At 59.9% G+C, this 11,841-nt stretch carries 18 protein-coding genes and 1 pseudogene; 13 read left to right on the forward strand and 6 right to left on the reverse strand.

Annotation, left to right across the window (positions count from 1 at the left end; genetic code table 11):
- Positions 1-2 precede the first annotated feature (2 nt).
- The 5 genes and pseudogenes from AUQ37_RS09135 to AUQ37_RS13800 all read right to left on the reverse strand — a co-directional run.
- Positions 3-1,046 carry a restriction endonuclease PLD domain-containing protein gene (locus AUQ37_RS09135; protein ID WP_082662524.1) on the reverse strand — a complete coding sequence of 348 codons (1,044 nt, stop codon included), beginning with the start codon at positions 1,044-1,046 and terminating at the stop codon, positions 3-5.
- A complete protein-coding gene (locus AUQ37_RS09140) occupies positions 988-2,094 on the reverse strand; it encodes a DNA cytosine methyltransferase (protein ID WP_058748357.1) in 1,107 nt (368 codons plus the stop codon). Before AUQ37_RS09140 ends, AUQ37_RS09135 begins: the two co-directional genes overlap by 59 nt.
- Positions 2,095-2,229: 135 nt before the next feature.
- On the reverse strand, positions 2,230-3,087 hold the full coding sequence (locus AUQ37_RS09145; protein WP_058748343.1) for a WG repeat-containing protein: 858 nt from the start codon (positions 3,085-3,087) through the stop codon (positions 2,230-2,232).
- Between the two features lie 18 nt (positions 3,088-3,105).
- Positions 3,106-3,792 (reverse strand): phosphoglycerate mutase family protein, encoded by a 687-nt coding sequence (locus AUQ37_RS12725; RefSeq protein WP_058748344.1) that lies wholly within the window; start codon positions 3,790-3,792, stop codon positions 3,106-3,108.
- Between the two features lie 59 nt (positions 3,793-3,851).
- Positions 3,852-4,181: pseudogene (locus tag AUQ37_RS13800) on the reverse strand (WG repeat-containing protein); the annotation flags it as partial.
- A 211-nt stretch (positions 4,182-4,392) separates the two neighbouring features.
- On the opposite strand from AUQ37_RS13800, the gene AUQ37_RS09155 reads away from it, so the two are divergent.
- The 13 genes from AUQ37_RS09155 (at position 4,393) to AUQ37_RS10215 (ending at position 10,502) form a co-directional block, all read left to right on the forward strand.
- A complete protein-coding gene (locus AUQ37_RS09155; RefSeq protein WP_058748345.1) occupies positions 4,393-5,028 on the forward strand; it encodes a hypothetical protein in 636 nt (211 codons plus the stop codon).
- 70 nt (positions 5,029-5,098) lie between these two features.
- A complete protein-coding gene (locus AUQ37_RS09160; RefSeq protein ID WP_058748346.1) occupies positions 5,099-5,707 on the forward strand; it encodes a tetratricopeptide repeat protein in 609 nt (202 codons plus the stop codon).
- Positions 5,647-5,910: a hypothetical protein gene (locus AUQ37_RS13805; protein ID WP_394325629.1), complete on the forward strand. Its 264-nt coding sequence runs from the start codon at positions 5,647-5,649 to the stop codon at positions 5,908-5,910. The genes AUQ37_RS09160 and AUQ37_RS13805 overlap by 61 nt, the downstream gene beginning before the upstream one ends.
- Positions 5,911-6,091: 181 nt before the next feature.
- On the forward strand, positions 6,092-6,826 hold the full coding sequence (locus tag AUQ37_RS09165; RefSeq protein ID WP_058748347.1) for an FprA family A-type flavoprotein: 735 nt from the start codon (positions 6,092-6,094) through the stop codon (positions 6,824-6,826).
- Positions 6,742-7,092 (forward strand): hypothetical protein, encoded by a 351-nt coding sequence (locus AUQ37_RS09170; protein ID WP_157844412.1) that lies wholly within the window; start codon positions 6,742-6,744, stop codon positions 7,090-7,092. The genes AUQ37_RS09165 and AUQ37_RS09170 overlap by 85 nt, the downstream gene beginning before the upstream one ends.
- Positions 7,093-7,266: 174 nt before the next feature.
- Entirely contained in the window at positions 7,267-7,575 is a 309-nt protein-coding gene (locus AUQ37_RS09175; RefSeq protein ID WP_157844413.1) for a tetratricopeptide repeat protein, read from the forward strand.
- 25 nt (positions 7,576-7,600) lie between these two features.
- A complete protein-coding gene (locus AUQ37_RS10285; RefSeq protein WP_058748350.1) occupies positions 7,601-8,062 on the forward strand; it encodes a hypothetical protein in 462 nt (153 codons plus the stop codon).
- Between the two features lie 52 nt (positions 8,063-8,114).
- Complete coding sequence (locus AUQ37_RS10290) at positions 8,115-8,825, forward strand: tetratricopeptide repeat protein (protein WP_058748351.1); 711 nt, start codon at positions 8,115-8,117, stop codon at positions 8,823-8,825.
- Position 8,826: 1 nt separating this feature from the next.
- Entirely contained in the window at positions 8,827-8,976 is a 150-nt protein-coding gene (locus AUQ37_RS10210; RefSeq protein WP_157844414.1) for a hypothetical protein, read from the forward strand.
- Positions 8,973-9,377: a tetratricopeptide repeat protein gene (locus AUQ37_RS09190; protein ID WP_058748352.1), complete on the forward strand. Its 405-nt coding sequence runs from the start codon at positions 8,973-8,975 to the stop codon at positions 9,375-9,377. Before AUQ37_RS10210 ends, AUQ37_RS09190 begins: the two co-directional genes overlap by 4 nt.
- Positions 9,319-9,654: a tetratricopeptide repeat protein gene (locus tag AUQ37_RS09195; RefSeq protein ID WP_082662528.1), complete on the forward strand. Its 336-nt coding sequence runs from the start codon at positions 9,319-9,321 to the stop codon at positions 9,652-9,654. The genes AUQ37_RS09190 and AUQ37_RS09195 overlap by 59 nt, the downstream gene beginning before the upstream one ends.
- A gap of 33 nt (positions 9,655-9,687) precedes the next feature.
- Positions 9,688-10,356 carry a tetratricopeptide repeat protein gene (locus tag AUQ37_RS09200; protein WP_058748354.1) on the forward strand — a complete coding sequence of 223 codons (669 nt, stop codon included), beginning with the start codon at positions 9,688-9,690 and terminating at the stop codon, positions 10,354-10,356.
- A complete protein-coding gene (locus AUQ37_RS10215; RefSeq protein WP_157844415.1) occupies positions 10,347-10,502 on the forward strand; it encodes a hypothetical protein in 156 nt (51 codons plus the stop codon). Before AUQ37_RS09200 ends, AUQ37_RS10215 begins: the two co-directional genes overlap by 10 nt.
- Positions 10,503-10,555: 53 nt before the next feature.
- Here AUQ37_RS10215 and AUQ37_RS09205 read toward each other — a convergent pair.
- The coding region (locus AUQ37_RS09205) for an ATP-binding protein (RefSeq protein ID WP_157844416.1) at positions 10,556-11,841 on the reverse strand (1,286 nt) is incomplete at its 5' end.

Below are 11,841 nucleotides of genomic sequence, written 5' to 3' on the forward strand. Positions count from 1 at the left end.
CCTCAGCTTAGATTCTCATTATGGCCACGCGGAATACTGAAATCCATATAGTATGAGCCATCGCCCAAATCAATGAACGTAACTGTTTTACGGCCGTAACGGTCGAGATCTTCTGTTTTCACGACTTCTCCGGAACCGACTTCCAGTCTTCTCCTGAAATACGCTCCCAGTTCGCTGTTGTCGTTGGATGTCTCTATGGCTTTTGGGACTCTTCCTTTCTCATTCTGAGCAGTCACGCATTGGAATACAAAACCGTCATCAGTCATAACAGTGAATACCGTTCCTTTCGGCGGGAAGAAATTTTTCCTCCCTATCGAAGCGGGAATCGGGATATAAGCCTGGTTGGGATCCCGGTTTGGCCTCTGGCCCCAGTTGAGTCCTGAACGGCTCCCGACCTTCCCTTCCCTGTCTACGAGCGGCAAGTCCACGTACTTTTTCTTGTCAGTCGGGGTTTTCTTCATCTCATCTATTTCTCTGCGGAACTTATTTTCCGACACAATCATGACGGCGTCTTCAATCTCGTTGAAATCACAGGAAGCAGATTCAGGTTCGATGCTTTCGTAAAACTCCAAAGCTGACTGAGGATCGCATTTTACCATGGCTTCTGCACGTTTGCCGAAGAATGCATTCTGAGAATAATTTGCCGAACCAGAAAATGCCAAGACTGGGACCCCGTTTCTTCTCCATATGTACAGTTTTGCATGACACGGGATGGCGTTGGTCATGGTATAGGAGCACTTTACATTGGGGTGTTTTTTAACAAGATCCTTGAAAGCCTCATGCTCTACATATGAAATGCAGTCTTCAGAAGCCATGCCGATGATTAACTGGATGCGGATTGTTTTTCCTTTGGGCTTTAATTTCTGATCCAGGATATCGAGATGGCGTTTAAGCATTGAAGAACTGGCATACCCGGAAACAATAAGCAACTCGTCGCATGTATCCGCAGGATCCAGCAATATGCGATTGAAGAATTCAATGTCTGGCTCAGACTGTTTCTGATTCGAAATTAGGGCTTCCGTTCGACATCCTTCCTTTGTTCTCATGAATCATCTCAGGAAGCGATGCGGGAACCGATTCATATTCGATTCCGAGGCAGGTCTTGAATATCGCTTCGAAGATTATTTTCGCCCCCTCAGGCGGCACTGCCATTCCGATCTGTTTCCTGACACTCTCTTTGTTGCCTTCGAAAACGAAATCATCAGGGAACGTCTGTATCCTTGCCCTTTCGCGGTTGGTAAGGGCACGCGATTCCGACCAATGATACATGTGCGTCCCTCCTCCTCCGGAACTGGTTAGCGTATAGGCCGGTTTATCGGGATCCAATCTGCGGTAGATCTGGCTTATCTTGGCGCCTTTGATGTTCAGACGCAGATTTTCCGGGAGATCTGCAGTGAATGCATTTTCGCCTGGTTTGATATATTTCAGACGCTCAACGACTGCCTCGCTCTGTACCGTGCGTTCATTGTTGGGAGCATCGGAAGGTATCGGAGGGACTTCGATGGCCTCTCTGGCTGTTTTGATTTTGTAACTCGGCTTCGGAATCTGGAACTTCAGGCCGAGATCCTCCCTGAAACCAACGATGATGATCCTGTGCCTGGCCTGCGGCACCCCGTAATTCTCGAAACAGTAGAGGTTAGGGAAAAGATCGTAACCTGCATTGAACATCTCATCGAGAATCTTTTGAAAATCCCGACCGTCGTTTGAATTGCGAAGACCGCTTACATTCTCGGCCATGAACCAATCGGGCTTATGGCTGCGAAGAATCTTCACACCGTAGGAGTAAAGCGGACCGTAGTCCCCGTTCATCCCTTTATGCTCGCCAACCACACTGTAATCATTGCATGGGAACCCGAATGAAAAAGCGTTGATGGGCGGCAAAGATTCCAGGTCCAAACGGCGTACGTCTTTGCACTTTATGCTCTTCGGATCAATGTTGATGTTCCTCTGATATGTCTTGCAGGTGTCTCTGTCGAAATCATTTGCCCATTCATGGACTAATTCTACAGAGCCATTCATTGACTTGACGGCCAAGTCTGCACCTAATGCGATTCCTCCAGGTCCAGAGAACAATTCGCCCATCTGAAAGTGCAGCTTGTCGACCATGATTCAAAGAAAAACTATGGTATATATTTCCTTATGGGGAAGGGGTAACCGATTCTGACCGATTCTGAGCATTAAATACCCAAAATACATCGCTATTCATTTGTTAATGCCCTGAAGTTTTGATTACGAATCAAGAAACAACTTTTTTTCTCCATTATTGCTAACAATGATGAATTCTTTCTCTTTTCTACACAGAGCCTCCCCGTTCCTGAAATCCCCTGCCTCCTCATACCTCTCGGGATACAGCGGTTTCCCATAGGTATCAATGTGGTACCATCCGTCCGCGTCCCTGACCGCCGAATACCCCTCCGAATAAGGCCGGCACTCGATGTGCCAGTCGTCGATAAGCAGCTCCCCCGCATCCGAGATGAAGGTGCACCCGAGGCCGTCCCTCCACACCGGCGCCGCCGTGTTCGAGAAGGGATCGGCATCGTCGAAGCGGAAGCGGTAGGGCTGCACCCCGTCCTCCCGCACGTGCCCGCAGCTGCCGTCCTCCCTCCTGAACGGCACCATCCCGTTCTCCGCTCTTCCCGCCCAGGCGTACAGCCCGCCGATCCTCTTCCCGGAAGCATCGAGGACCCAGCCTCCTTCGAACCTCATGCCCTCGCCGAGATCATGAGAGCCAGATTCCTCTGAAGGAAGCTCTTTCCTTCTCCACAGCGGCGCGGTGTCTATCGCCTTCCGCGGGAACCTGTCCGGAAGAGGGAATTCCTTCCCCCTCAACACGAAGAACTCCTCCTTCCCGCGCCTGATGAGCATGAACCCCTCGCAGAAATCCGCCCAGGTGTCGTCCGGGTACCTCCCCGCGAGGTATCCGATGACCCTCATCAGGTACAGGTCGTGGGTGACGCACACCGTCAGCAGCCCGCCCTCCTCCAGCTTCGGCCTCAGCGCCTTCAGCAGGAGCTCCGCGTTCTTCTCGGGCGGGTGCAGCCCTGGCGTGCTCGCGCCCGCGAGGTCGCAGAAGGTAATCTCGGACACTGGATAATCCTTCCACGTCTACTCCACGGCAGCCTCGTCGGAGACGAACGGGGTCCCTGGCTCCCCGAGGACCTCCGACGGCACCGGTTCCGGGCCGCGGCATTCGTCCGAGATGAACCCGGCCGTCTGCATGCACCTCTGCACCGGGCTGGAGTAGATCTCGATATGACAGCCATGGGACTCCAGCGCCTTCCTCACCGCCTTTCCAGCGGCGCGCGCCAGCGGCTCTCCCTGCGCGTTCAGGGACGGGGAGTGGATCTGGAAGTCGGAGCGGGAGAAACGGTCCCTGGCCGAGTGCCTCATGACCAGCACGCAGGAGTCCCAGCGCCTCGATGGCATGTCGGAGAACCACCATAGGTCCCGGCCGTATGTCAGCGACGGTCTGTCCGGAAGGTTCATCAGATAATGGACCGATGCTCTGCCGCCTTCATCCGACAGCAGCAGGACCTCCTTCCCGCGGACCGCCCTCCATTCCCCGCAGCCCTTGTACACGATGCTGCCGTAACGCTCCGGGCCGATCTCCTTCCCGGAGGCGTCGATCCCGAACCATCCCCTGACGTCCCTGACAGGTGCCTTCCCTTCATGGAAGTCCCCGCATTCCAGGAACCTCGCTGGATACGCAGGCCCGCAGTCCTTCCGGACGTGGAACGCCTTCCCGTCCGCCGAGATGACCGGCGCGAGCCTTCCGAGAAGTCCCCCGCCCACAGGAAATCCCCTTTGATCCCGAACCCGGGGCCGAGGAACGCGTACCTCCCGTCCTCCTTCCTGACGGCGCACATCCCCTCGCGGAAATTCCCGCACCAGCGGAACCGCATCGGATAGGCGGGCGAGCCGTCCTTCCGGATGTGGAACCATCCGGAACCGTCCTTCACTGCCGCCAAACCCTCGGAGAAGGAGTACGCATCGAGGAACCTGGCACTGTAGGCGGGCTCCCCGTCATATCCGATGTGGTACGCGGATGGCCCGTCCCTGACGGCCGACAGCCCCTCGGAGAACGGCAGGACCCTGCCGAATTTCCTTCCGTAGAGCGGCACGCTCAGCAGGTCCGTGTGGTACCTTCCGTCACGGGAAACCAGAACCGTCCGCTCCTCCATATGCTCGGGCCATGGCGGGGCCGTTAATCACTGTTGCGGGGGTTTCCTCCGATTTCCGGCATATTCTGCCCGAAATGCGGCAGGAAGCTGCATGGAGAGGATCGGCGGACCGGGGCGCGGACCGATGCAGGCGGCGGCCGCCGGCTCTGTTTGATAAGCACGGACAGCATCATCCTCTTTCGAATAACATGATGGGAGAACGTGATGGGATATGAAGGGGAAAGCATCCGCCATGATCGCCGTGCTGGTCATCGTCATCTCGGCAGCGGCGGCGTTCTCGGTGTTCGCCGACTGGGCGTCCGAGACCGTCACCGTGAGCAGCAGCCTGCTGGGGAGCACATCCAGCACCGATTCCGGCACAGGCCTGGAGGTCGCCGGGAAGGAGTTCTTCACCGAGATCGACAGCGATGGGAACACCGTCGCCGTCGACGACTGGCACGTTTACGTGCCTTATGCGGCCGCCATCATCGCGGCGCTGATCGTCATCATCTGCGCCGCCGGGCTCGCGAAGGGATCCGAAGGTGCCGGCGCGCTGGCCGCCGGCACCGTTCTCGGCCTGGCCGGGGCCGGGGTCTCCGCGGCCTTCGTCCTCTGGGACAGGTTCGGCACCTCCGAGTACAGCATCCTCGGCGTGAAGACGACCTACGACGTCTCCCCCGAGCTCGGGCATGGATGGCCCTGGCGTGCTTCGCCTGGTCTTCATCCTCTCGCTCGCGGGGCTGGCGAGGTCCGCCTCAGGCAGGCACTGAAAGCATCGGCCTGCCCGTACGCGTCCGCAACCTATGATATCAACCTCCGCCGTTATCCCCGTCAGACAGGGAGCGGCCTTTGGCCGCCCCTCCGATAAAGAGAGCGGTTCGGATGGCATACGACATCGATTCATACCTGAAGGACGGAGACCTCCAGGCGGGCATTGAGTGCTTCAAGAGAGAGAGGATTGGAAGGGCACGTTCGAGTACTATCTCGAAAGCGCGACCGCAGGCAACCCGGAGGCGATGGTGCGCCTCGGCGGCCTCTACTACTACGGCCGCGGGACCGAGGCGGACACCAAGAAGGCGCTGATCTGGTACCGCAAGGCCGCCGAGGCGGGGTCCCCCGCAGCGATGAACGAGACCGGGATGCTGTACCATCTCGGGAACGGGGTCCAGCAGTCGGACAGGAAGGCCTTCGAATGGCTGAAGGCCGCCGCCGACGCCGGCTACCCCCAGGCCTTCTACAACCTCGGGACCCTCTACGAGAGGGGGCAGGGCGTGGACACCGACTACGCGCAGGCGGTGGCGCTCTACGAGCAGGCCGCCGACCGCGGCGTGGTCCAGGCGGAATACTGCCTCGCGCACATGTACCACAACGGGTACGGTGCGCGAAGGACCTCGCGAAGGCCGCAGAGCTGTGCCGGGCCGCCGCCGACGCCGGCCACCCCGACGCCTGCTACGACACCGGCGTGCTGTACCTCGAGGGGGACGGCGTGCAGAGGTCGTACGCCACTGCGCTGCAGTATTTCGAGAAGGCTCGGTCGCTCGGAGTGAAGGACGCCGAGCCCAGGATCGCCTTCGTGAAGGGAGAGATGCTAAGGGGATCCGCTGACACGCCGCTTCCCCTGCGCCGGCCCTTCTTCCCTCCAGACCTATCTCTGACTTCTGCCCGGGCCGCGGGCGCAGGCCCCGAGACCTTTCCTTGTTCCCGCGACATGCGCCCCCGCCCTTCCGCGGTTCCGTTTAATACATCATGACGAATCCCCTCGGCGTTAACCATGATCAGGAAGATCTCCGATTCCGTCACGCTAGTCTCCGAGGACGACCTCAGCGGGCACCCTTTCGAGTCCCAGTACCCCGTCCCCGACGGCATGGCGTACAACACCTACATCGTGAAAGGGGAGAAGACCGCCCTCCTCGACGCCCCCCGACGAGTCCGTGGCGGACAGGTGGGCGGAGGAGCTCCTCGAAGCGCTCGGAGGACGGGCCGTGGACTACTATGTCGTCCACCACATGGAGCCCGACCACTCCGCGAGCATGAAGAGGGTGCTCTCCATGTTCCCCGGGGCGAGGATCGTCGCCTCGGCCAAGGCCCTGAGGATGATGAACCAGTTCCTGAACGCCGACATGTCCGCGGTGACGGACACCGTGAAGGAGGGCGACGTCCTCGACCTGGGCGGGGGGACGCAGCTGAAGTTCATCGAGGCCCCCAACGTCCACTGGCCCGAGGTGATCATGTCGTACCTTCCGGCCGAGAGGACGCTGTTCTCGGTGGACGCCTGGGGCCGTTTCGGCCCCGGCTCAGCAGATTACGAGTGGATGGCAGGGGCCCGCCGGTACTACTTCAACATCGTCGGGAAGTTCGGCGCCGCCGTGCTGAAGGTCCTGGACAAGGCCTCCGGGCTGGACATAGCCAGGATCTGCCCCCTGCACGGATGCCCCCTGGAGGAGGGCATCGGGAAGTACGTCTCCATCTACAGGGGATGGGCGTCGTACGAGCCGAGGATGACGGCATCGCCGTCATCTGCGCCTCCTTCTACGGCAACACGAAGAGGGCCGCCGAGCATGCGGCGGAAACTGCAAGGAAGATGGGCAGGCCCGCCACCTTCGTCGACCTCATGGAGCAGGACGCCTCGTACGCGATCGAAGCGGCCTTCAGGCACCCGGCGATGATCGTCGCCGCCACCACCTACGAGGGCGGGCTCAACCCCCGCATGAAGATCTTCCTGGAGGAGCTGGTCTCCAAGAAGTACGGCTCCCGCCGGGTCGGCATCATCGAGAACGGTTCCTTCGGCCCCCGCTCCGGGAAGATCATGAGGGAGATCCTGTCCGAGGCCGAAGGCATCTCCGCAGCCGAGAATAATGTTACCATCTCCTCAGCGCCTACCGAGGAGAACATGGCGCAGATCGAGAGCCTGACGAAATCCCTCCTTGAATGAAGCGGCCGCCGGGGGAGGGACGGATCTCAGCCCTCTCCCGGCATTCCGTTCTGTGCCCGTTTCCGTTCCGCAGGCCTCTTTCCCGCGATCCTTCCCGGGATTCCCGCGGGAATCATAATACAAATAAAACGTAATAACAAGTAATTATAAATACTCCGGGCGCATCTATCTTACATGGAAAACGTAACTAAGAACACTCCGGTAATGCCGAGGATAGGGGATGCACGCTCCTGCATCATCCTCGGCAGGATGTACTGGTCGGGGGACGGCGTCCCCCGCGACATAAGCTTCGCCAGGGCCCTCTACTACAGCGCCGAGATCTCCGACGACCCGAGCGCCGTGCGCGAGATGGCCCGCATGTACGAGGAAGGGGACTGCAGCACCGAGGACCCGGTCCGCGCCCGCGAGCTCATGCTCAGGGCCGACGAGCTCGAGATCGCGGCGCTCCGGAAGACCGAGCGCGGGAAGGCCGCCGCGGAATGAGCGCCTGCCGAAGGAGGAGAGGACCATGGCCGGGAACAACAGAAAGAAGGCCACGGAAGATTCCGTGCCCGTCAGGTACAAGGACGGGAAGATGGGGCAGACAGACCCCCTGCTGGAAGCAGTATGGTTCTGCTACTGCTACCGCGACGCGGACTTCAGGGACAGATCGCTGTCCATATTCGACGCTGAGGCCGTCTTCGGCAAGCGCAAATGGCTCAGGGACGGGCATCACGGCCCCGCCTGGTTCAAGAAAGTCCTGGAGCGCGGAGAGAAGGAAGGCCTTCTCTACAGTACGGACGTGCACGAGACCGAGGACGGCTGCGAGGAATCGGACTACAGGCTCTGGTTCATCACCCTCTACGGCATATCCAAGATGCTCGACCTCGACGCTGTCCAGGAGGAGCACCACGAGTGGGAGGACTGGAACGAGAGGCTCTACGGATTCGGATTCAGAGAGTGGGACGAGGGTCGGAACGGCCGTCTCTGACGGCTCCCGCATGCGGGAACGTATTATCTACAACCCGCGCCATCATTCGCCCATGACTGAGACAGAGGGCCCCCTGGCAGAGGGCAAAGAGGCCTTCATGCAGAGGGACTTCGGGAAGGCGTTCTCGCTCTTCTCCGAGGGAGCGGAGGCCGGCGACGCAGAGTGCCAGTTCCGCGTCGGGAACATGCTGTACTTCGGGATCGGATGCCCGAAGGACAGGAAGAAGGCGTTCATGTGGTTCCGCAAAGGCGCGGAGAACGGCAGCGCGGACGCCATGTGCGAGCTGGGGCTGATGTACTGCTCCGACAAGGAGGTACAGCACTCCCCCGAGAGGGGGATGTACTGGACCTGCAGGGCGATCGAGGCCGGGAGCAAGGTCGCCGTCTACAACCTCGGGTCCATGTACGAGCACGGGGTCGGATGCGACCGCGATTATGCGAAGGCGGCGGCGCTGTACCACAACGCCATGCGCGAAGGGGTCGTGGAGGCGGAATACGCCATCGCGCACCTCTACCATGAGGGCGCAGGCGTGGAGAAGGACAGGGAGAAAGCGTTCGCCTACTGCAAGGCGGCCGCCGACCGCGGCCTCGCCAACGCCCAGTTCGACACCGCCGAGCTCTTCCTGACCGGAGACGGGTGCGAGAGGGACCTGAAGACCGCACGGGAGTACTTCATGAAGGCGTTCGCCGCCGGGCGCACCGACGCCGCCCCCATCATAGCCAGGATAGATAGGGAGATGAACGGGTCCGGGAAGGGAGAATGACATGCCCTCCGATCCTCCCGGGGCCCGCAGCCCCCGCCTGAAGAAGGGCGCCGAGCTGCTGGCGTCCTCCGATTACTCCGGTGCCCTCTCCGAGTTCATGGCCGCTGCCGCCGACGGCGATGCGGTCGCCAGTTCGCGGCCGCCGCGGTGATCTCCGACTTCCCGGAACTGGGGCACACTGCGGAGGAATCGTTCGAGCTCATGAGCGACTCCGCAGAGCAGGGCTACGCCGAGGCTCAGTACCACCTCGGCAACTACTATTCCCTGGGATACGGCACCGCCAAGGACCTGTCCAAAGCTTACGTCTGGTACAGCAGGGCCGCGGAGCAGGGGCACGCCCGCGCCCAGAACCAGATGGGGATCATGCTGCTGGACGGCTCCGGCCCGAAGAGGGACGATGCCCTCGCGGCCGAGATGATCGCGAAGTCCGCAGAGCAGGGCTATTCCGGGGCCCAGTTCAACCTCGCCGTCCTCTACGAGAACGGGGGAAGGCGTGCCTCAGGACCACGCGAAAGCGTTCGAATGGTGCTCCAAGGCCGCCGCGGCGGGTGAGACCCGCGCGATGTACAACCTCGCCGTCATGTACCATGAGGGCGAGGGCGTCCCCAAGGACCCGCAGAAGGCCGCCGAATGGTACGGGAAAGCGTCCGACGCCGGCCACCCCGAGGCGCAGTACAACCTCGGCCTCATGCTGCTCTACGGCAACGAGATCCCCGCAGACCCGCAGAAGGCGCTGTCGCTGTTCGAGAAGGCCGCCAAGGCCGGAGTGCAGGACGCGAAGGACGCCATGAAGCTGGCCAGGGAGAGGCTCTCCGATCCGGAGCAGTGAGTTTTTAACGGCCTGTTCCATCAACACCTTCCGATGAACAGGGACCTGGTCGAAGAGGCGCTCGCGGCCGTCGGGAGAGGCGACGGGGAGACCGCCGACCGCTGCTTCGCCAGGATCCGCGCCGAAGGCGATCCAGAGACCGAGTATGCCGTCGCCCTCATCGGCGCCGAGTACAGGCTCCTGTCCGACGACCAATGCGCGGAATGGGTCCGCCTGGCCGCCGAAGGCGGGCTGGCGGACGCCTGCCATGACATGGGCGACCGCTGCCTCGGAGGGTACGGCGTCCCTGCCTCCGACGCGGAGGCGTTCAGGTGGTACTCGGAGGCCGGGTCCAAAGGGGACATCGATGCGCGCGCCATGACCGGGATCATGATGCGCCGCGGGAGAGGATGCCCCAGGGACCCGGAGAAAGCATTCTCCGTCCTGAAAGAGGCCGCGCCCCATTCCACTGCGGAGGCGATGTACCAGCTGGGGCAGATGTACGAGCGCGGAGAAGGGACCTTCAAGGACTACCGCGAGGCGTTCAGATGGTATTATGAAGCGGCAAAGCTGAAGCATCCCCGGGCGCAGACGGCCGTCGGCAACATGTACCATGACGGGAAAGGGACCGAGAAGGACACGGCGAAGGCCGAGCGCTGGCTCAGGTCGCAGCCGGCAAAGGCGATGAGCGCGCCCAGTTCCGGCTGGCCCTCATGCACCTGAACGGCGAGATCAAGCCTCCGAACAAGGCCCTGGCCCTGGAACTGCTCAGGAAGGGCGCGGCGGCGGGGTTCATCCCGGCCGTCAGGGAGTTCGAGAGGATCCAGAAGGAAAGGTCCCAGAAGAAGCGAGGGCGGGAAACCGCCTGATGAGCATGCCCTGTACGCCGGCATGCGCATCCGAGGGGCCCGAAACCGCGCCCTTATTGCGGACATCCTGAGAGGTCGAAGAGCCTCACGCCCTCTTTCTCAGCCTCTGCCTTGAGGTTCTCATCGAAACCGGATACGGAGAACAGGCCGTATTCCAGAGAATATCCCTCGAAATCGCGTACCTTCGCGCATTTCGCCTTGAGGGATTCCAGCACCTTTACCGTGACCTTCTCTTCTCTGCGGAACTTGCATTCGCCTGCGAATATCCTCCTGCCGTCGGGATCCACGGCCACGACATCGATCTCCGTATCCCTGTCCCAGTACGAACCGGTCTTCCGATATCCCTTCAGCTCATTCGCAGCGATCTCGCGGCATACGTCCTCGAACGCGAAGCTTGCGAAACTCTCATCGAAACGGGCGCGGAAGTTCTCCATGGCTGCATCCGTATGTCCTTTGTCCAAATACTCCATGTATGGATAGACAAAAGCAAACCAAAATCCGATCAGCCCATCCTTTATGCGATAAATCCCGTTGCGGCATCTTTCGGGATTGTTCTCCGTTACAGGAACCATACGCTCCAAGATTTCCATATCCGTCAGCGTACTGAGATAGGGGCTGAGACGGTTGCTGGGAACCTCCATCCTGCCGGCGATGTCAGAGACTTTGCGATTACCGGCAGCGATCGTACGAAGGATGCTGATGTAGTTTACTGGGTCCTTCACCTCGTCCTTGAGCAGGAACAAAGGCTCCTCGTGCAGGATGCCGTTGCGACTGAAGATGTGACGGCGTACATCCTCTTCCAGAGAAGTTCCGTTCATGATCTCCATATAGCGGGGAACTCCTCCGGTCACGGCATAACGTTCCACCAGACTGCGGTACCCGATCCCCTTCGAGACGAAGCACACGTCCGAGAACGTCAGAGGACCCAGTTTAATGGATGCCGTCCTCCTGCCGTACAGGGGGCTTGAGTAGTTCAGAGTATACTTCTCCATCATACCTATGAACGAACCACACAGGATGAGCATGACATCCCTTTTGGAAAGGATTGTATCCCATGCATGCTGGAATACGGAAGGGAGAGCAGGATCAGCCTGTGCCAGATACTGGAACTCATCAATAGCAACGACTGTCTTCCCGCCTTTGGTGGCTGCATCAAGAGCGGACTCCCAATCCTGGAACATTGCGCTCGGAATACCCAGAAGCTTTGATACGGATGAAGAGAACCTTTCCAGATTCAAAGGCGACGATTCTTCTGTGGCCAGAAAATATATTGAATTAACCTTATTCCTCAGAAAATTATCAATCAGAGCGGTCTTGCCTACCCTGCGACGACCATATA

It is taken from the genome of Candidatus Methanomethylophilus sp. 1R26 (assembly GCF_001481295.1).
Lineage (GTDB): Archaea > Thermoplasmatota > Thermoplasmata > Methanomassiliicoccales > Methanomethylophilaceae > Methanomethylophilus.